The sequence below is a fragment of the Leifsonia sp. 21MFCrub1.1 genome (genome assembly GCF_900107895.1).
In the GTDB taxonomy this organism is placed as follows: Bacteria; Actinomycetota; Actinomycetes; order Actinomycetales; family Microbacteriaceae; genus Leifsonia; species Leifsonia soli.
Map to the genome: position 1 here is coordinate 42,493 of NZ_LT629867.1, position 19,471 is coordinate 61,963.

General features: G+C 69.1%; 14 protein-coding genes and 1 tRNA gene. 10 read left to right on the forward strand and 5 right to left on the reverse strand.

What is annotated here, in order from left to right:
• Positions 1–25: 25 nt before the first annotated feature.
• Positions 26–649, forward strand: coding sequence for a hypothetical protein (locus BLW09_RS00215; protein ID WP_089907059.1), 624 nt, complete (start codon positions 26–28; stop codon positions 647–649).
• Here the strand turns inward: BLW09_RS00215 and BLW09_RS00220 are convergent.
• Positions 561–1,649 carry a diacylglycerol/lipid kinase family protein gene (locus BLW09_RS00220; protein ID WP_231946957.1) on the reverse strand — a complete coding sequence of 363 codons (1,089 nt, stop codon included), beginning with the start codon at positions 1,647–1,649 and terminating at the stop codon, positions 561–563. The genes BLW09_RS00215 and BLW09_RS00220 overlap by 89 nt on opposite strands.
• A 38-nt stretch (positions 1,650–1,687) precedes the next feature.
• On the opposite strand from BLW09_RS00220, the gene serS reads away from it, so the two are divergent.
• From serS to BLW09_RS00240, 4 genes are all read left to right on the forward strand, one after another.
• The gene (serS, locus tag BLW09_RS00225; RefSeq protein WP_089907061.1) at positions 1,688–2,953 is read left to right on the forward strand and encodes a serine--tRNA ligase; all 1,266 of its coding nucleotides are present in this window, start codon (positions 1,688–1,690) and stop codon (positions 2,951–2,953) included.
• Positions 2,950–3,753, forward strand: coding sequence for an HAD family hydrolase (locus BLW09_RS00230; RefSeq protein ID WP_089907064.1), 804 nt, complete (start codon positions 2,950–2,952; stop codon positions 3,751–3,753). Before serS ends, BLW09_RS00230 begins: the two co-directional genes overlap by 4 nt.
• A gap of 187 nt (positions 3,754–3,940) precedes the next feature.
• Positions 3,941–5,206, forward strand: coding sequence for an LCP family protein (locus BLW09_RS00235; RefSeq protein ID WP_089907067.1), 1,266 nt, complete (start codon positions 3,941–3,943; stop codon positions 5,204–5,206).
• Between the two features lie 54 nt (positions 5,207–5,260).
• Positions 5,261–5,345: transfer RNA gene (locus BLW09_RS00240), tRNA-Ser, on the forward strand.
• Between the two features lie 76 nt (positions 5,346–5,421).
• Here BLW09_RS00240 and BLW09_RS00245 read toward each other — a convergent pair.
• On the reverse strand, positions 5,422–6,396 hold the full coding sequence (locus tag BLW09_RS00245) for a glycoside hydrolase family 6 protein (protein WP_089907069.1): 975 nt from the start codon (positions 6,394–6,396) through the stop codon (positions 5,422–5,424).
• A gap of 72 nt (positions 6,397–6,468) precedes the next feature.
• Entirely contained in the window at positions 6,469–7,305 is an 837-nt protein-coding gene (locus BLW09_RS00250) for a helix-turn-helix domain-containing protein (RefSeq protein WP_089907071.1), read from the reverse strand.
• Between the two features lie 1,098 nt (positions 7,306–8,403).
• On the opposite strand from BLW09_RS00250, the gene BLW09_RS00255 reads away from it, so the two are divergent.
• Both BLW09_RS00255 and BLW09_RS00260 read left to right on the forward strand, forming a co-directional pair.
• Positions 8,404–12,618, forward strand: coding sequence for a beta strand repeat-containing protein (locus BLW09_RS00255; protein ID WP_231946958.1), 4,215 nt, complete (start codon positions 8,404–8,406; stop codon positions 12,616–12,618).
• A gap of 288 nt (positions 12,619–12,906) precedes the next feature.
• Complete coding sequence (locus tag BLW09_RS00260; RefSeq protein ID WP_197682037.1) at positions 12,907–13,626, forward strand: GntR family transcriptional regulator; 720 nt, start codon at positions 12,907–12,909, stop codon at positions 13,624–13,626.
• 58 nt (positions 13,627–13,684) lie between these two features.
• On the opposite strand, the gene BLW09_RS00265 is transcribed toward BLW09_RS00260, so the two are convergent.
• On the reverse strand, positions 13,685–15,037 hold the full coding sequence (locus BLW09_RS00265; protein ID WP_089907077.1) for a family 4 glycosyl hydrolase: 1,353 nt from the start codon (positions 15,035–15,037) through the stop codon (positions 13,685–13,687).
• A gap of 32 nt (positions 15,038–15,069) precedes the next feature.
• On the reverse strand, positions 15,070–15,987 hold the full coding sequence (locus tag BLW09_RS00270; RefSeq protein ID WP_197682038.1) for an N-acetylglucosamine kinase: 918 nt from the start codon (positions 15,985–15,987) through the stop codon (positions 15,070–15,072).
• A 412-nt stretch (positions 15,988–16,399) separates the two neighbouring features.
• Between BLW09_RS00270 and BLW09_RS00275 the strand changes: the two genes are divergently transcribed.
• The 3 genes from BLW09_RS00275 to BLW09_RS00285 are packed head-to-tail and all read left to right on the forward strand — an operon-like array spanning position 16,400 to position 19,409.
• Positions 16,400–17,632: an ABC transporter substrate-binding protein gene (locus tag BLW09_RS00275; protein WP_157696851.1), complete on the forward strand. Its 1,233-nt coding sequence runs from the start codon at positions 16,400–16,402 to the stop codon at positions 17,630–17,632.
• Between the two features lie 5 nt (positions 17,633–17,637).
• Positions 17,638–18,600, forward strand: coding sequence for a carbohydrate ABC transporter permease (locus BLW09_RS00280; protein WP_197682039.1), 963 nt, complete (start codon positions 17,638–17,640; stop codon positions 18,598–18,600).
• Positions 18,597–19,409, forward strand: a complete 813-nt coding sequence (locus BLW09_RS00285; protein ID WP_089907080.1) for a carbohydrate ABC transporter permease — start codon at positions 18,597–18,599, stop codon at positions 19,407–19,409. The genes BLW09_RS00280 and BLW09_RS00285 overlap by 4 nt, the downstream gene beginning before the upstream one ends.
• The last annotated feature ends 62 nt before the right edge of the window (positions 19,410–19,471 follow it).

A 19,471-nucleotide genomic window follows, 5' to 3' on the forward strand; every position in this document is an offset into this window, starting at 1 on the left:
CGGGCAGGACAGCCGGGAGGTCAGCATGGTCGCCGATGAGCGTGACGACAGCGGTCGGGCGGGCGGCTTCGACCCGCGCTTCGACCCCGCGTTCCAGCGGGGTTACCAGCCGCAGCCCGGCGAGCGCGCCCGCACGCGCGTCCGCGCCGACGCACCGGACTCCGCCTTCCGTCGCCCGTCGTCGCTGCTGCCCACCCGTGAAGGGTCGGCGCCGACCGCCCCGACCGAACCGCTGACCCCGTACGAGGAGGCCGCGCTCTCGCTCGACGAGGGGCGCGCGGCCGTTCCCGAGCAGTTCGACGCGAGCGCAGAGGGGGGACGCACGGTCGTCGTCGCGTCCGCCGGTGTGCTCTCGGGCGTCGAGCTGAACCCGCGGCGCAACCCGTTCATCCTCGCTCTCTGGCTGATCGGCGCCGGATTCGTGGTGCTCGGGATCGTGCTCTACGCCGTCTCCGTGACGTCGTCGTACAACGGACCGACGCCCAGCAACGACGTCGGCGCCCTGGTGTTCGCTCAGCTCGGGTGGATGCTCGCGGGGCCGCTGGTCATGGTCGGCCTCCTCACACTGGTGGGGCTGGTGTTTCTGACCGCGCTCTCCGGGCGCCGGGCGCGGGACGCCGGTGCGGAGGACGACGCCCCGGGGCTGTGACGCCCGCGGTCGCGGCGGGAGCCTTGACCCGCAGCGCGAGCTCGTCCACCCGCAGCTCGAGGCGCAGGACGTCGCCGAACGCGTCGCCGTCGAGTTCGAACGGCTCCGGCGCATCCACCGCGAGCTCCACCGAGGCGCCGCGCAGGTAGCTGAGCCGGGTGCGGATGGCGCGATCGGTGAAACGGATGATGCGGCGACCGACGCTCGACCTGCGGAGCACCCGGTTCTCCCAGGTCACCTTGCGCCAGATCGCCAGCCAGCCGAACACGGTGGCGGGCTGCACGACGGCCACGTCGAGGAGGCCGTCGTCCAGCTCGCCGTCCGGGATGAGCTCCATGTTGCCCGGCAGCGCGCCGCAGTTGGCGACCAGGATCGTGCTCACGTGCGCGGACCGCTCAGGCCCGTTGTCGAGCCGATAGCGCACCGGAACCTTCGACGCCGTCGGAAGCGAGCGGAACGCGGCGTCGACGTACGCCAGCCAGCCGAAGCGCCGCTTCAGCTCGGGTCGGGCGTTGGCGATCATCGCCGCGTCGATGCCGACGCCCGCCATCACGAGGAAGGCGTGCTCGGTCGTCGATCCGTCCGGACGGTGCGCGGTGGCGACTCCCATGTCCATCCGACGGCTCTCCCCGTCGAACGCGACGGCGCACGACGCCTCGACGCTCGCGAACGGGATGCCGAGGTTGCGCGCGAGCAGATTGCCGGTGCCTCCGGGGATGATGCCGAGCGTCGCATCCCGCCCGCGCAGCGCCTCCGCGACCGCGCGTACCGTGCCGTCCCCGCCCGCCGCGAGCACGAGAGAGGCGCCCTGCGCGAGCGCCTCGCCGACCTGCGCCTGCCCGGGCTCCTCCGGTGTGGTCTCGAGCCAGAGCAGGTCGTACCGGTGCAGCGTCGCGGCCGCCTCCACCGCGGCGCGGACGCGCGGCACGTCGACCCGGACGGGGTTGTAGACGACGGCGGCGACGCGGCGCTGCTCCCCGTCCCGTCCGTTCACGCACATCACGCTACCTGTTCGGCATCGGTCGATAAGCTGGTCAGGTGATCGATCCCGTACTTCTCCGTGAGAACCCCGACATCATCCGGCGCTCCCAGGAGGCTCGGGGCGACTCCGTGCAGCTCGTCGACGAGGCCATCCAGGCCGACATCGAGCGCCGCGCGGCGATCACGGCGTTCGAAGAGCTCCGGGCCGAGCAGAACGCGTTCGGCAAGCAGGTGGCGAAAGCGCCGAAGGAGCAGAAGAAGGAACTGGTCGCCCAGGCGCAGCAGATCGCCGGCCGGGTGAAGGAGGCGCAGCAGGCCGCCAACGACGCCGACGCGCGCTTCGAGCAGCTCGTCCGCAGCATCGGCAACCCGATCGTGGACGGCGTGCCGGCGGGCGGCGAGGACGACTTCGTCGTGCTCAAGACGGTCGGCGACATCCCCGAGTTCCCGTTCGAAGCACGCGACCACCTGGAGCTGGGCGAGCTGCTCGGCGCCATCGACATGGCGCGGGGCGCCAAGGTCGCCGGCGCCCGCTTCTCCTACCTCCGCGGCATCGGCGCCCGGCTCGAGCTCGCCCTGATGAACATGGCGCTCGACAAGGCGGTGCGGAACGAATTCATCCCGATGATCACGCCGACGCTGGTGAAGCCGGAGATCATGCAGGGCACCGGCTTCCTCGGCGCCCACGCCGACGAGGTCTACCACCTCGAGAACGACGACCTCTATCTGACCGGGACGAGCGAGGTCGCGCTCGCCGGGTACCACGCCGACGAGATCATCGAGGTGGATGAGCCCATCCGGTACGCCGGCTGGTCGACCTGCTACCGGCGCGAGGCCGGATCGGCGGGCAAGGACACCCGCGGGATCATCCGCGTCCACCAGTTCGACAAGCTCGAGATGTTCGTCTACACCCGCCCGGAGGAGGCCGAGGCCGAGCACGAGCGGCTGCTCGGCTGGCAGGAGGAGATGATGCAGGAGCTGGGGCTCAGCTACCGCGTCATCGACACGGCGGCGGGCGATCTCGGGTCGAGCGCCGCGCGCAAGTACGACGTCGAAGCCTGGATCCCCACCCAGGGCCGCTACCGCGAGCTCACGTCGACCTCCAACTGCACCACGTTCCAGGCCCGCCGCCTCGACATCCGCTACCGCACCGAGAGCGGCAAGACGGCACCGGTCGCGACCCTGAACGGGACGCTCGCCACCACGCGCTGGCTGGTCGCCATCCTCGAGACGCACCAGCAGGAGGACGGCTCGGTGCGCGTCCCGGAGGCGCTGCGGCCGTACCTCGGCGGGCTGGAGCTGCTGGAGCCGACGCGTTCGTGAGCGACGACTCCCGCCTGCTGATCGCGCTCGACGTCGACGGCACGCTGATCCATGAGGACGAGACGGTCGGCGACGCCGTGCGGGCGGCCGTCGCGCGGGTGCGCGACGCCGGCCACGAGGTGATGCTGGCCACGGGCCGCAGCTGGGAGACGGCCCGGCCCATCCACGAGGAGTTCGGCCTGACCAGCGAGTTCGTCGTGTGCGCCAACGGCGCTCTGACGATGAAGCGCGACGAGACCGTCGATGGGGGTTACCGTCGCGAGTTCATCGAGGTCTTCGACCCGACCGAGGTGCTGGAGACGATCCGCCCGCACCTCCCGAGCGGCAGCTTCATGGTCGAGGGGCCGACCGGCTTCCGCCGCTACACCGAGGGCATGACCGACTGGGAGCTGGTGAACGCCGAGCAGGTGCCCTTCGAGGAGCTGCTGCAGCATCCCGCGACCCGCGTCGTGGTCGTGTCGCCGGAGCACGACACCGAGGAGTTCCTCTCGATCGTCGATCGGATGGGGCTCCAGCGGGTCAGCTATGCCATCGGCTGGACCGCGTGGCTCGACATCTCGCCCGACGGCGTGAGCAAGGCCACCGCCATGGAGCGGGTGCGGCACGCGCTCGACATCCCGCGGTCGCGCGTCGTCGCCGTGGGTGACGGCCGCAACGACATCGAGCTGCTGACGTGGGCCTCCGCGGAGGGCCTCGCGGTCGCGATGGGCCAGGCGCCCGACGAGGTGAAGGCCGTGGCGACCCGGTCGACCGCTCCCGTGGTCGAGGACGGCCTCGCCCACGTCCTCGACGCCCTCTGACCGACTGCGGCCTCCCGTAACGACTGCGCCTGCGCGAGCACCCGCGTGCGTGACGAGCGACCGCAGTCGGCGGTGGACGCGCGCCCTTCCAGAGCATTGCCAGCATGCCGTGCAAGGCTTTAAGGCGGCGTGCGCTCTTTCGGGCGCCCGCCGTTGATTGCGGGCACACCCGGCCGGAAGGAAGTGAATGAGCGAGTTGCACACCCGCGCGCAAGCGCGAGCGCAGGAGAAGGCGGCAGGACCAGCGGTCCGCCACGGTCGACTGAAGCAGCACCATCCGCTCAAGGCACTCCTCAAGATCGTCGTCGCCGTCATCGCGGTCGTCGGCATCACCGGCGTCTCGCTCGCGGCCTACGCGACGGTGGATGTGGTGGCCAGCGTCAAGAAGTCGGTCAAGCTGGTCGACGCGAAGGGCAAGGAGACGACGCCCGGCGTCGGCGCCATGAACGGCGCGTTCAACGTGCTCCTCGCCGGCAGCGACAGCGGCGGCGGCAACACCGCATACGGCGACCGCGAAGAGAACCTCAACGACGTGACGATGCTCCTGCACGTCTCCGCGGACCACCAGAACGCGACCGTCGTCAGCTTCCCGCGGGACATGTTCGTCTCCATCCCGTCCTGCCCGGACCCGAAGGGCGGCAGCTTCGACGCGATGAGCCGCCAGAAGATCAACAACTCCCTGAGCTACGGCGGCCTGGCCTGCACGGTGCTCACGGTCGAGAAGCTGACCGGCCTCGACATCCCGTACGCCGGCGTCATCCAGTTCGACGGCGTGATCGAGATGTCGAACGCGGTGGGCGGCGTGCCCGTCTGCGTCGCCGGCGACATCAAGGACCCCTACACCGGCCTGAATGTGAAGGGCGGCCAGAACGTGCTGCAGGGCTCGCAGGCCCTCGCCTTCCTCCGCACCCGCCACGGCGTCGGCGACGGCTCGGACCTCGGCCGCATCAGCAACCAGCAGGTGTTCCTGTCGTCGCTCGTGCGAACGATCAAGAGCGCCGACGTGCTGAGCAACCCGGTCAAGCTCTACGGTCTGGCGAAGGCGGCGACGAGCAACATCACGCTGTCCGACAGCCTGAACAACCCGACCACCATCGTCTCCATGGCGATGGCGCTCAAGAACATCGACATCAGCAAGGTCGTGTTCGTGCAGTACCCGAACCACTACGTGGACGGGGGCGTCGCCCCGACGACGGACGCGGCGGACCAGCTGATGAGCGCACTTCAGAACGACAAGCCGATCACGCTCACGGGCGACACCGGCGTCGGCTCGGAGGCCGACCCGAACGCCCCGGCTACGCAGGCGCCCGCGACGCAGGCTCCGGCCACCCAGGCGCCGGCGACCGGTACCCCGGACTCGGGCACCGCCGGCGGCGGTTCGGTGGAGCTCCCGTCGGACGTGCACGGCCAGACCGCGGCGCAGTACACCTGCTCGAAGCCGTTCTCCGAGTGATCGTCTCCGCCCGGGTTCGCTAGAATCGGGCGACGCCGGGTTCGCCCGGCACCGGGAGGGCTGTCCGAGCGGCCGATGGAGCCAGTCTTGAAAACTGGTGGGCAGAAATGTCTCGTGGGTTCGAATCCCACGCCCTCCGCACGAGGATGCGCCGCGACAGACGCCGGCGGCGCGCAGCGGGAGAGGCTGACCGGTGCCCCCAGCCCGGCGGCCTGTCAGCCCATCGCCGTGCGCCCTAGCACCAGCGCCTCCGCCCCGCTCTCGAACCATGCGCCGGCCGCCGGTCCGCCGTTGCACGGACCGTCGCTGGCTCCCGGGTGCTTCACCCAGAGAAGCGCGTCGAGCTTGCTGGTGGTCGAGGCGTTGATCTGCGGGTTCTGGCCGAGGGCCGCGCCCGGCGGGTTGCACCAGGTGCCGGTCCAGCCGTTGCCGTTGCGGGAGACGTCGATGACGAAGTGCTTCCAGCCGACGCGCGATGAGATCTTTCCGGCGTAGTCGCGCTCGGTCTGCGTCGCGTCGAAATTGGAGACGTTGGTGAAGAAGCCGCGTGCGTCCGCGATGCCCGCAGCCTTCAGGTACGCCGCCTGCGCGTCGGGCGTGAGCCATCGCGCGTTGCCGCCGTCGAGATACGTGGCGAGCCCGGCCGACGCGAGGATGCCGACGGCGGATTTCAGCAGCGGTAGCCGAGTGGCGGCGACGCCGGCGCACTTCGCGCTGGAGAGCATCGCGAGGGAGTCTGGTTCCACGAGGACGACAGCGCCGCTGCCGGCCAGCGCGGCCGCCACCTGCCGGGTCCAGTCGAGGTACTGGTCGGCCGTGAAACCGCCGGCGGAGTAGCCGCCGCAGTCGCGGTCGGGGACGGCGTAGGTCACGAACACGGGTGTCGCGCCCTGCGCGGCCGCAGCGCGCAGGTGCCGCTGGATCACGCTCTGAAGCAGGGTCGGCGTGTACCAGTCGCCGAGCCAGACCGCGGTCGGCTGGCTCGCGATCTGCCCGATGAGGGCCGCGGCCGCCGTGTCGCCCTGCGCGGTCAGCGCGTCGTACTCGCGACGTGCGTCGCTGTACGGGTCGACGTAGAGCCTGCTGCCGAACGGGGAATCGTCGGCGTGTGCGGCGGGGGCCGCCGGCGCCGAGGCGAGCGCAGCCGAGACGAGGGCTGCGCCGATCAGGATGGCGATCATTCTGCGCATACCGGGACTATCGGCCGCGCCGTCCGGATGGTCAGGCCCCGCCGCCACATCCCTGTGACGGGGCGGCCGAGGCTACGGCCTGTTCGAGCGATGCAGAGCCCGGGTGAGCTGTCGGGCCGAGGTGAATCCGGCGAGGGCCGCCAGCTCGGCTGCCGGGAGGATCGAGGTTTCGGTGAGCCGGGTCGCCTCGGTGATCCGTCGGCGTTCGATCTCGCGACGCGGCGTCGTCCCCATGCTGCTGAACGCGTTGTAGAGCGTGCGTTGGCTCACGGAGATCTCGGCGGCGAGGCGCGTGGCGTTGAAGGCAGGGTCGCGGAAGTTGTCTTCCACGGCATCCAGGGCCGCCATGAAGAGGCCGTCTCGATGGTGAGGGGCTGCCTTATGGGCGGGTTTGGCCTCGTGGAGCACGCCGGCCAAGAGGTTCTCGAAAGCCAGCGTCAGGTGCCGTTCGGCGTCTGCTGTCGCCGGCGGGGGCGTGCGCAGCAGCGAATTCGTCATGGCCGTCAGCGCGCTGACGGTCGACCCGCTCGTCGCGATCGGTTCACCGTACGCGAAGCGAGAACGTCCAGCCCGGAGGAAAGTGGGTTCCAGGTACCACACGAACCGCGCTGTCTCTGTCGTCGTCCGTGCACCGGTGGGGACTTCTCCATCCAGCAGGATGAGCGATCCTGCTTCGGCGGAGACGACGGAGCCATCGACGGCGAACTCGAACCCGCCCTCCATCGTCAGCACCAGATACACGCGCTCCGGAGCGGTGGTGAGCGCGTAGCCGGCCGAGCGGGACCACGCATGACCGAATCCGAAGCGGGTTCGCTGGGCGGTCTCCGCGACCAGGGCAGGGTCGATTCGGCCCCGGGGATGCCACCCGAAGTCATTGCACCGTTCCGCCGCAGAGATGCCCATCGCCATGCGACTCGCCCTTCTCCTGCACTCATTGTCGACGTTAACGACATTCTTGCAGCCGATGGCAAGCGCGTTGCCGCTGGGCCAGCGGGCTGTGCCAAATTCTGCACTTCTGCAGCCATTCCGTGCACACTTGGGCGCGAGGTGCTGCGAACCTCGTGACAGCCCCCAAAAGATGGGTTCAGTCGGCGTCGTGTCGGCGCGCGCTGCTCGAAGCGCGAGGACTTCTTGGGGAGCAGTATTTTGGGCGATCGACGTGGAGTGAGCAGGGGTTCGCACCGGGCGGCATGGAGGGTGCTTCCTTCTCTCCGATCGAGGGGACTGCGCCTGGGGGCATCGTTCGTCGCACTCGCTCTGACGGTCTCGGGTCTGAGCGCGGCAGCTCTTCTGGGTGTTCTTCCCGCGCAGGCGGCACCCGGGAACCCGGGCACACCCTCCACTCCCACCACCGTCTTCCAGGAGAACTTCGAGAACGGTGTCGGGAACACTCCGGTGGGGCTGACCGCGTACACGGGGGCGACCGGGCAGAAGTACACGGCGGACAACGTGTGGCTGACAAGCTGTAATGGGCAGATTCGGAGCTTCAACACGCCCACTACGAGCCTGGGCAACTGCGCGAGTGCCGTTTACACGGCGTCGGTGAACCAGCTGGCTTATGCGCTGGGGGTGCATAGCGGCTCTGCGACTCCGGCCGATAACCACGCGGTCACGGCATTCACTGAGAACAATCCTGGGGCTAACGCCACGGAGTTCCAGACGGCGAGCAACATCCCGCTGGCATCCTCGTCGGGCCGGTTCCTGACCTTCAGCGTCGACACGTCAGCCATGAACTGCCAGGTATCGGCACCTCTGTACCAGTTTGCGTTCTTGAACCAGTCGGGTACCGCCACTAATGTCGGCGGGCAGATCAACGCTTGTTCTTCCACGCAGACTGTGAATGTCCCTGCGAGTGGGTCCATCCCGGCACAGGCAATCAACGTCGGGACCTACACCTCTAACGGCTCGCTGCTGTTCAGCGGCTCCTCGCTGGGCATCCGGCTTCGGAACGCGAACGGCTCTGGTAACGGCAATGATGCCGCTTTCGACAACATTCGCATCCTGGATGTGACCCCGCAGCTGGACAAGGCCTTCTCCCCGACCTCCGTGCAGACCGGCGGCACCTCCACTCTGACCTTCACGGTCACGAACACGAGCGAACTCGCCTCGAAGACGGGATGGGGCTTCACCGACACGCTTCCGTCCGGCCTCACCCTGGCCAACGGCACGGTCGGCGGCACCTGTAACGCGACCACGACCGCGGCCGCCGGCGGCACCTCGATCGCCGTCACCAACGGCACTCTTGCCGCGGGCCAGACCTCCTGCACGATCACGGTGCAGGTGACCTCTCCGGTCGCGGGGAGCTTCACGAACGGCCCGGGCAACGTGACGGAGACCGGATTGAACCCGCCCGCCGACACGACGGTCACCTTCTCCGACCTCCCGATCCCGAACATCGGGTGCACGACCGACCCGGCCATCTTCAACACCGGCTACGACGCGGGCACTGGCGGGCAGGCCGCGACGGGTTCGAATGATGCCCGGTGGACCGTCGCCGGAGGCGTCGACGGTTTCTACCACAACCCGAGCACCACGACCCCGTCGACGAACCCGAACCCGGTGCTTCCGCCTGCCGGCACCACGTTCGCTCCCGCTGTGGTCGGTAACGCGGCACCAGGAGCCTGGGCTCCCAGCCCGGCAGGCAACGCACAGTGGATCTCGGCGAACTACGCCGGCGTGGGCGTCCAGAACCAGTCCAACGGAAGCGGGGATTGGTACTACCGGTACCAGTTCAACCTCGACGCTGCGGTGGACCCGGCGAGTTTCGCGCTCGACATGAAGTGGCTGGCCGACAACTCGGTGGCGGGTGTCTGGGTGAACAACATCCCGCAGTCCGGTGCGAACCTGCCGCAGAGCACGGCCAATCCCTATCAGTACGCCGGGTTCCAGCTGGCAAATGCCGCGCAGACGGCACTGACCACTGGTTGGCAGACCGGCCTGAACACGATTCTCGTTCAGATCAAGAGCTTCTACACCAACGAGGGTTTCGACGCGCAGGTGCAGTCGACCGTGCTGTGCCCGAACCCGGCGTACACCGTCTCCAAGGCCGCGTCGGCCGCGACCGTGCAGCCCGGCGGCAACCTGACCTACACGGTCACGGTGAAGAACACCGGTAACGTCCCGTACACCGCCGCGAACCCCGCGACGATCTCCGACAACCTGTCTGGCGTGCTCGACGACGCCGTCTACAACGGCGATGCCGCAGTGTCGTTCTCCGCAGGCTCCACCTCGGCTGCTCCGACCGTGACGGGATCCACGCTGTCCTGGTCCGGACCGCTGGCCGTCGGCGAGACCGCGACGATCACCTACTCGGTGAAGGTCGATTCGCCTGACTCCGGCGACCACAACCTGACCAACGCGGTGACTCCCGGCACCAACGGTGGGACGTGCGACACCGCGGCGGACTGCACCACGACCACCCCGGTGCAGTCGTTCTCGGTGACCAAGACGGCCGACCGCACCGACGTGGTGCCCGGCCAGAAGGTGACGTACACGATCACGGTGAAGAACACCGGCGTCGTGGACTACACCGCGGCGGCTCCCGCGTCGTTCAACGATGACCTGACGGCGGTCCTGGATGACGCCACCTACAACAACGACGCCACCGGCGGTGCGACCTACGCCGCTCCGACGCTCTCGTGGTCGGGCGCCCTGGCCGCGGGCGACACGGTGACCGTCACCTACTCGGTGACGGTCGACGACCCGGACGCCGGCGACCAGCACCTGAACAACACGGTCGTCACCCCGCCGGGCATCGGCGGCGACTGCGACACGAACGCGGGGAACCCGGCCTGTACGGTCAACATCCCGTCGGGGTCGTACACGGTCGCCAAAGCGGCCTCCACCACAGAGGTGACCGCGGGCGACACCGTGACGTACACGATCACCGTGCACAACACCGGCGCGATCGACTACACCGCGCAGGCTCCGGCCACTCTGACCGACGACCTGTCGCGGGTGCTGGACGACGGGGCGATCGTCAGCGGCCCGGACAACGGTGCCACGGTGAACGGCAACACCCTGACGTGGTCCGGCGCCCTCGCGGCCGGTGCGACGGTGGTGATCACGTACGCGGTGAAGGTGAACAACCCGGACACGGGCGACACGGTGATGACCAACACGGTCCGGCCGAACTCGCCCGGCGGCGGGTGCGACCCGGCGGCATCGTGCACCACCACGACCGATGTGCGCTCGTTCACCGTGACCAAGAGCTCGTCCCCGTCCGGCTCGGTCGCACCGGGCCAGAAGGTCACATACACGGTGACGGTCACGAACAACGGAACGGGCGACTTCACCGCGGCGAACCCGGCCTCCTTCAGCGACGACCTGTCGGCGGTCTTGGATGACGCGACGTACGGCAACGACGCGAACGGCGGAGCCACCTATGCGGCCCCGACGCTCTCGTGGTCGGGCGCGCTCGCGGCCGGCGCATCCCACACGGTGACGTACACGGTCACCGTGAACGACCCGGACGCCGGCGATCACACGCTGAGCAATGCGGCCGTTCCCGGGGACGGAGGCTCGTGCCAGCCCGCGTCGTCGTGCGTGACGGAGAACCCGGTGCGTTCGTACACGGTGGCCAAGACCTCGTCGGCGACCGGCCCGGTGCACCCGGGCGACGTGGTCACCTACACCGTGACCTTGACGAACACGGGCACGGCCGACTACACGGACGCGGCTCCGGCGACCATCACCGACGACCTGTCGAAGGTCCTCGACGACGCGACCTACGTCGCCGGCTCGGCCAGCAACGGCGCGGTGGTGAACAACACCACGCTGACCTGGTCCGGCCCGCTCGCGGTCGGAACGCCCCAGACCATCACCTACCAGGTGAAGGTCGGTCCGGCCGGCACCGGCGACGGGACGCTCACCAACGCCGTCACGGGTGACCCCGACAACGGCGGCTCCTGCGCGGCGCCGGGGGACTGCACCACCAGCAACCCGGTGCAGGCCTTCAGCGTGGTCAAGAAGGCCGACGCCACCGAGGTGACCCCCGGCGCGAAGGTCACGTACACGATCACGGTGACCAACACCGGAGCGGCCGACTACACGGCTGCGGCGCCGGCGTCCTTCACCGACGACCTGTCGAGCGTGCTGGATGACGCCACCTACAACGGTGACGCCACAGGCGGCGCGACCTACGCCGCACCGGTGCTCTCGTGGTCCGGCGCCCTCCCGGTCGGCCAGACCGTCACGGTCACCTACTCGGTGACGGTCGATGATCCCGACGCCGGCGACAAGCACCTGGACAACACGGTCGTCACGCCGCCCGGCAACGGTGGCGGCTGCCCTCCTGGCAGCACCGATGCGGCGTGCACCGTGCAGATCCCGTCCGGCTCCTACACGGTCTCCAAGGCGGCCTCCGCCGGGAGCACCACGCCCGGCGCGAAGATCACCTACACCGTCACCGTGAAGAACACGGGCGCCGTGGCCTACACGGCGCAGAACCCGGCGTCCTTCACCGACGACCTGACGAACGTGCTCGATGACGCCACCTACGGCAACGACGCGGACAACGGTGCGACCTACGCCGCACCGGTGCTGTCGTGGTCCGGCGCCCTCCCGGTCGGCCAGACCGTCACGGTCACCTACTCGGTGACGGTGAACAGCCCGGATGCCGGTAACCACCGTCTGGTCAACGGAGTGGTCCCCTCCTCTCCGGGCGGCCAGTGCGACCCGGCCTCCTCGTGCACGACGGACACCCCCGTCGGCTCCTACACGGTGAACAAGTCGGTGTCGACCACGAACGCCGTCAAGCCGGGCGCGAAGGTGATCTACACCATCACGGTGACCAACACCGGGCAGCTCGCCTACTCGGCCTCGTCGCCGGCGAAGTTCAGCGACGACATGAGCGACGTGCTGGATGATGCCACCTATAACGGTGACGCCACCCAGGGTGCGGTACTCGACGGGACGACCCTCACCTGGGCCGGTGCCTTGGGCATCGGAGCGACCGTGACGGTCACCTACTCGGTCACGGTGAACACCCCTGACGGCGGCAACGGTCGCCTGTTCAACAAGGTGGATCCGCCGGTCGACGCGGGCGGCTCGTGCGACCCGGCCGGCAGCTGCGACACCAGCACGCCGATCACCCCGCCCGCACCCGGCACCGGACTCGCGTTCACGGGGAGCGACCTCGTCGCACCGGGCGTCCTCGCCCTGCTGCTCATGGGTGCAGGAGCCGCGTTCCTGGTGATCCGCCGACGCCGTCAGGCGGAGTAAGACCCCACGATGGTGGGCCGGCACCCGCGCGGTGCCGGTCCACCATCACGGGCGTGCGTCGGCACCCTTCGGGTGGGAGTCGTCAGCACACGGCGGCAGGCTCGGGCGCCGACCGCCACGACCGGGAGCGCGGACGGCCTCACGCCATTCGCGCTCCCCGGTTCTCTCGCGCGTGCAGGATTCGACGGGGCCTTCGGTGCTCTCTCCGGCAGCGCCTGCTCGTGACGCCCAGTTGTACCACTGAGCGTCAGATCGCCGCCCGCGGCACCGATTGGTATGTTGGCTGGTGTGAAGACCCCGACCATCACCACTCGTGTCTCGCGCGAGATCGGCACGGCGATCAACCACGGGATCTATCAGCCGGGCACGAAGCTGCCGGGCGAGCGGCTCCTGGCCGAGAGCATGCATGTGAGCCGGAGCACGGTCCGGATGGCACTGGAGGAGCTGGAGCGTCAGGGCCGCGTCGCCCGGTCGCCGCAGCGGGGGTGGTTCGTGCCCAGCCCGACCGTCGGCGAGCCGCCCAGCACCCTGGAGAGCTTCACCGAGATGGCCCGGCAGCGCGGGCACACGCCCACCGCGCAGGTGCTGGAGAAGACCGTGCGGTCGGCCACGCTCGATGAGGCCAACCAGCTGGGCATCGCGCCGGGAGCGGAGGTGCTCGAACTCGTGCGCCTGCGCGGCATGAACTCCACGCCAATCTGCGTCGACCGCAACGTCATGCCGCTCGCGCTCGCGCAGCCCCTCGTGGAGGTCGACCTCACCGACGCCTCCCTGTACGAGAGCCTCCAGACCTACTGTTCGGTGAAGATCTTCCGCAGTGCCTACAGCGTGCAGGCGCAGGCGGTGACCGCCGACCTGACGGGGCTGCTGCGCATCCAGCCGGGCAGCCCGGTGCTGGTCGGGCGCGAGATCGCCTACGACCGGGCGGGCGCTCCCGTGCTGCTCGGGCTCAACACGTACCGCGGAGACGCCTATCGCTTCCACGCGGACCTCTACCGCGCCGAGTAGCCGACGCGCGAAAGGCCTCCGATCCGCCGGGATCGGAGGCCTTTCGCGGTGCTTGGGGTCAGTGCAGCGGGGGAAGGATGTCCTTCTGCAGCTCCAGCAGTTCGTCCATCATGGCGACCGCGCGGTTGTGGGAGTCGACGACCGGGTCGAGGAGGATCGCCTGCAGCAGCTTGGCCTTCGACTGCTCCACGTACGCCTCGACCAGCAGCTTGTGGATGCTGCCCTGCAGACGGACCATCGCGAACACCGCCTCCGGGAGCGGCTCGACCGGGATCGGGACGAGCTCGCCGTCCTCGACCCGTGCCGCGACCTCGACGACCATGTCGTCCGGCAGGCCCGGGATCGCTCCCCGGTTGGGGAGGTTCACGGCCGGGAGGTCGCGCTCGACGCCGCAGGCGACCCACTCGATGATCGGGATGGCGAGCTCCTCCGACGACACGAGGGGGCGGTCCTCGAGGGTGTCCTCGAGCGCCTTCTGCGCGTGCTTCGGCGACTGGAACGGGCGCTCGGTGTCGGCGAACCGGATCTCGTAGTACCACTCGGGCGTCTCGGCGCCCTCCCTCCACGGGGAGCCGTCGGCGGGGTCGTGGAAGTACTGGAGCTGCGCCGGCACGTAGTCGTCGGCCCACGCGAGGTACTCGCCGATGTGGTTGGCGCTCGGCGAGGGCCACAGTCCGAAACGGCGGAACAGGATGCGGGAGAGGCCCACCTCGTGCCAGTCGGAGACCCAGTTCGCACTGTGCTCCAGCTCGCGCAGGCGCGGGTAGAGGTCCTCGCCCGTCTTCCGGTCGCGGATCCGCTGGAACCAGGTGAAGTGGTTGATCCCGGCCGCCGCGAGGTCGAGCTCGTCGAGCGGCCGATCGAGCAGCGCGGAGACCTGGCGGGCGCCCTGGAAGTACCCGTGGCACAGGCCGACGACCTTCACGTTGGTGAGCCTGGTTATGGCCTCGCACACCTTGTGCTCGGGGTTCGAGAAGTTGAGGAACAGCGCGTCGGGCGCGAGCCGCTCGATCGCCCGCGCGATCTCCAGCAGGGGTCCGAACTGCCGCAGGGCGTGGAACAGGCCGCCCGGGCCGCCGTTCTCGCCGTAGATCTGGCGGAACCCGAACGTGCGGGGAACGGTGAAGTCCTGCGACCAGTAGCGGTAGCGGTCGACTTCGATCGCGGTCACCACGAAGTCCGCGCCGGTGACGGCGGTGTCCAGATCGGTGGTCGTGGAGACCGAGGCCGCGTGGCCCAGCCGGTCGATGACGCCGCGCGCGTAGCCCTCCATCTCCGCGAGCGGCCCCGCGGCGATGTCCATGAGCACGATATCGAGGCCTTCCTCGGCGATCGGCTCGCTCAGGAGGAGGTCGCGGATGATGGTGCCGGCGAACTCGCGGCTTCCGGCGCCGATGAGCGTGACTTTCATGGGGTGGATGTCTCCGATCGTTATCGAGGGGGTCAACGGAAAGCGGGGGAGAGACCGCGGGCAAGCGCGACGGCGCCCTCCACCGGCGGTCTGTCGAGGATGCGCAGGGCGAGACCGGGCCGCCGGTCGGCGAGAGCCGACGCGAAGGCGTGCTGGAGCCGGGGCTGGCGTTCGATCACCGAGCCGCCGGCCACGACGGAGTCCGCCGCGATGCCGCGGAGCAGGAGCCGGTCGACCAGTGCTGCGAGGTGGGCGCCGGCGTCGCGCACGACGGTCACCGCCAGGTCGGAGCCGTCGTCGGCCGCCGCGAAGACCTCGGGTGCGCGCTCGCCGAGTGCCTCGGCCGATCCCGTCTCGGTGACGGCGAGCGCGAGTTCGTCCCCGTTGCCGGCGTCGAATGCGGCGAACAGCCGCCGGCCGAGCGCGTCGAGCGGCTCGCCCCGGTCGCGGCTGTCGAGGACGGCCCGTGTCGCCTCCCTGACGAGGCCGGGGGCGCTGCCTTCGTCGCCGAGGAACCATCCCCAGCCGCCGGCGCTCACCAGCGCGCCGCGCGCATCCCGTGCGGTCGCGATGGACCCGGTGCCGACGACGACGCCGATCGCGCGCTCCGCGCCCATCGCCGGCGGGATCAGCTCCGAATCGTTCACGACGACGACCGGTCCGTCGATCATCGCGCCGAGGGCGCGTTCCAGGTCGTGGCACTGCTCGGTGTTCTCGCAGCCGTGCGCTCCGACCGCCAGGGCGGAGGCGAGGACGCCGCTGCCGAAGTTCTCGACAAGCAGCCGGGTGAGGCCGCGGGCGTCGGCGGCGGCGTCGCCCAGCCCGGCGCGCCAGTCGGACGAGGACACGACGAGCTCGGTACGGACGGGGCGGTCGAGGTTCGCGCCGTCGGCCTCGACCACGACATGCGTCTTGGTTCCGCCGATGTCGATGCCAATCAACTGCGCCATGTCGCTCTTCCTCGTGTGATCCGGCTTGGTCGCCGGTGCTCGGCGCCCCGTTCACGTTAGTCATCGAGAGCCCAGTTATGCCAGTTCGTCGGCGAGAAACAACCAAACTGTGCACTGGTCCGCTCACCTCTGCGCCCGTTGGTCGCTGTGCGGAGCCGGATTAGCCATACCAGTCCCGACAATGGTTCTAAATTCGCCGCCAAGTGGACTAACTGAGCTGCTTATGCCTAGCGTTGCTTCTGCGCCGAACAGCGGCGCGAACACACGGCACGGGTTAAGGGAGACTCGCATGAAGAAGCGTCACCTCGTCGGGGCAGTTGCTCTGGCGGCAGGACTGGCCTTGGGCCTGTCAGCGTGCGCACCGGGTGGATCGACCGCGGCGGACGCTTCGTCCCGCCCGGTATCCAAAGATGTGTCCGGCAAGGACGTCACTCTCAAGATTCTGGACTTCTGGCAGAACGACGAGGGCAAGTGGATGGACTCGGTCGTCACGGCCTTCGAGAAGAAGCACCCCAACATCACCATCAAGCGGACCACGCAGGACTGGGGCCAGGTCAACAACACCGTCGGGCTGCGTCTCGCAGACCCGAACGGACCGGACATCGCCCTGGTCAACAACGGCTGGCAGGCCATGGGGACGCTGGCCAAGGGCGGCCGCATCCTGAACCTGGACGCGTACTCCCGGCTCTACGGCTGGGACAAGGAGTTCCCGGACACCATCGCACGCCAGACGGAGTTCACCTCCGACGGGAAGCAGATGGGAACCGGTTCGCTCTACGCGACGCCGGCGGCCCGGTCGTCGCTGATCGGCCTGTATTACAACAAGGAGATCCTCGACAAGCTGGGCCTCCCCGTTCCCGCGACCCTGGCCGACTTCGAGAAGGATGCGGCAGCTGTGAAGGCGGCCGGCGAGGTGCCGATCGCGTACGGCTCGGTCGACAAGGGCTCGTCGACCGCGATCCTGTTCGCCACGCAGAACCTGTACGCAGCCGCGGACAAGATCGGCGACTTCGTCTACTCGAACGGCACAGTGCCGATCACGGACACGGGCATCGTGCAGGCGGCGACCGACGTGAAGAAGTGGTCGGACGCCGGCTGGTTCACGCCGAACTCGGCGGGCATCCAGTACGCCGATGCGCAGAACGACTTCCTCGCCGGGAAGGCGGCGTTCCGCTTCGAGTACACCGGCAGCCTGTCGTTCAGCGACGCCCAGAAGCAGACCTTCGGCTACGTGCAGCTGCCCCAGGTGGACGGCGGGAAGATCGTCGGCACCGGCGCATCGGCCGCCAACCTGGCGATCTCGGCCAAGTCGAAGAACCCCGACGCCGCCGCGGCGTTCCTCGACTTCATGGCGAGCAAGACCGCGGCGCAGCTGGCGGTCGATCACGGCTTCCTCCCCCTGCTGCACTCCGACCTGGAGATTCCGTCGGGGAACCCCGAGCTCGCCAGCGAGATCGCAGCGCAGCAGGCCCTGGACAAGAGCAACGGCTACACGCCGTACTTCGACTGGTCCACTCCGACGATGCTCGACACCATGGGCGGCCAGCTGCAGCAGCTGTACGCGGGCCAGGTCACGCCGAAGCAGCTCGCCGAGGCGGGCCAGAAGGACTACGACGCCTTCCAGGCTCAGCGGACGAAGGGCTGAGACAGATGTCCTCATCCGAACTGGTGCAGCGGCCGGAGGTCTCGGCCGCTGCACCGGTGGCCCGAAGCCGGGCGACGCGGGCGCGGGCGCTCTCGCCGCGGATGCGCCGGCGCCGCTGGCTCGGGCTCGCGTTCGCGGCGCCCGCCCTGCTGTTCTACGGATTCGTCGTCATCGTCCCGATCCTGCAGAGCGTGAACTACTCCTTCTATCGGTGGGACGGGATCACCGCGGCGCGGTTCGTCGGCGTCAGCAACTACGTGTCGTTCTTCACCGACCCGGCCCTCCTCGAGTCGCTGGGCCACGTGCTCGTCCTCGTGGTCTTCTTCGCGCTGATCCCGATCGCCCTCGGGCTGCTCTCGGCCGCGCTGCTCGGGCGGGGGAGGACGACGGGGAGCGGCGTGTACCGCTGGCTGCTCTTTCTTCCTCAGGTGCTCACCAGCGTCGTCGTCGCCGTGATCTGGAAGCGCATCTACGGCCCGGACGGACCCCTCAACTCGGCGCTGCGGGCCGTCGGGCTCGGCGACCTGGCCAAGAACTGGCTCGGCGACTTCACGTGGGCGCTTCCCGCGCTCGGCGTCATCGGAACGTGGACGGCGATGGGACTCTGCATGGTCCTGTTCGTCGCCGGCGTCGCCGCGATTCCCGGCGAACTGTTCGAACAGGCGCGCATCGACGGCGCCGGGCCGATCCGCGAGTTCTTCTCGATCACCCTCCCCGGCCTCAAGGGTCAGGTCGCCGTCGCCCTGACGCTCACCGTCACCGGCGCCCTCCGGACATTCGACCTGGTCTGGATCACCACCCAGGGAGGCCCGGGCAGCTCCACGACGACCCCCGCGCTCCTTCTCTATCGCAAGGCGTTCCTGAACCCGGATGTGGGGATGGCAGCAGCGATCGGCATCATCCTCGCGGCCGTCTGCCTGCTCGTCGCCCTCGTCATCACCCGACTCTCTGAGGAGAAGAACGCATGATCTCCCGCGCAGAGCGTGTGCTGAACCACTCGGTCCTGATCCTGGTCTCGATCTTCGTGCTGTTCCCGGTGGTCTGGTTCCTGTTCACCGCCCTCAGCCCGAACCGCAGCGGCCAGCTCGACCTGCTCCACCCGCAGTGGAGCAACTTCATCACCGCGTGGAACGCGGGCGGGTTCGGCTCGGCCATGATCGCCTCGACGGTCATCACCGTCGGCGCGGTGGTCGGGCAGACGGTCCTCGCCATCCTGTCCGGCTTCGCCTTCGGCGTGCTCGGGGTCGCGGGCCAGAAAGTCCTGTTCCCGGTGATCCTGCTCGGCCTGATGATCTCGGCCGAGGTGTTCATCATCCCGCTCTACTACACGTTCCAGTCCATCGGGCTGACCAACTCCTGGCTCGGGCTCATCATCATCCAGATCGGGATGGGCGTCCCCTTCGGCGCGTTCTGGATGCGGGCGACCTTCCGGGCCGTCCCTCCCTCGCTGATCGAGGCCGCAGAGATGGACGGCGCCCGGTCGTGGCGGATCCTGTGGCAGGTGCTGCTGCCGATCTCGCGGCCGGCGGTGCTGACGCTGGCTCTGCTGTCCTTCATGTGGACATGGAACGACTTCTTCCTGTCGCTGGTGTTCATCGCCGATCCGGCCATCCAGCCGGTGACGCTGGCGCTCGGCGTCTTCCAGGGGAAGAACACCCTCGACGTGAACCTGATGGCCGCCGCGTCGGTGATCGTCGCCGTCCCCGTCCTGATCCTCTACGCGTTCTTCCAACGGCACTTCATCAGCGGCGTGCTCAACGGCGCGATCAAGGAGTGAGTGGATCCTCCAGCGTCCGCTGAGCGTCCGTTCGCCCCTCTCCCCTTCCCAGACAAGGAGTC

What these genes read in the sequence shown, in the direction of transcription:
- BLW09_RS00215 (WP_089907059.1), top strand. Translation starts at nt 26, where the DNA reads ATGGTCGCCGATGAGCGTGACGACAGCGGTCGGGCGGGCGGCTTCGAC.
- BLW09_RS00220 (WP_231946957.1), bottom strand. Translation starts at nt 1,649, where the DNA reads ATGTGCGTGAACGGACGGGACGGGGAGCAGCGCCGCGTCGCCGCCGTC.
- BLW09_RS00235 (WP_089907067.1), top strand. Translation starts at nt 3,941, where the DNA reads ATGAGCGAGTTGCACACCCGCGCGCAAGCGCGAGCGCAGGAGAAGGCG.
- BLW09_RS00245 (WP_089907069.1), bottom strand. Translation starts at nt 6,396, where the DNA reads ATGCGCAGAATGATCGCCATCCTGATCGGCGCAGCCCTCGTCTCGGCT.
- BLW09_RS00250 (WP_089907071.1), bottom strand. Translation starts at nt 7,305, where the DNA reads ATGGCGATGGGCATCTCTGCGGCGGAACGGTGCAATGACTTCGGGTGG.
- BLW09_RS00265 (WP_089907077.1), bottom strand. Translation starts at nt 15,037, where the DNA reads ATGAAAGTCACGCTCATCGGCGCCGGAAGCCGCGAGTTCGCCGGCACC.
- BLW09_RS00270 (WP_197682038.1), bottom strand. Translation starts at nt 15,987, where the DNA reads ATGGCGCAGTTGATTGGCATCGACATCGGCGGAACCAAGACGCATGTC.
- BLW09_RS00280 (WP_197682039.1), top strand. Translation starts at nt 17,638, where the DNA reads ATGTCCTCATCCGAACTGGTGCAGCGGCCGGAGGTCTCGGCCGCTGCA.
- BLW09_RS00285 (WP_089907080.1), top strand. Translation starts at nt 18,597, where the DNA reads ATGATCTCCCGCGCAGAGCGTGTGCTGAACCACTCGGTCCTGATCCTG.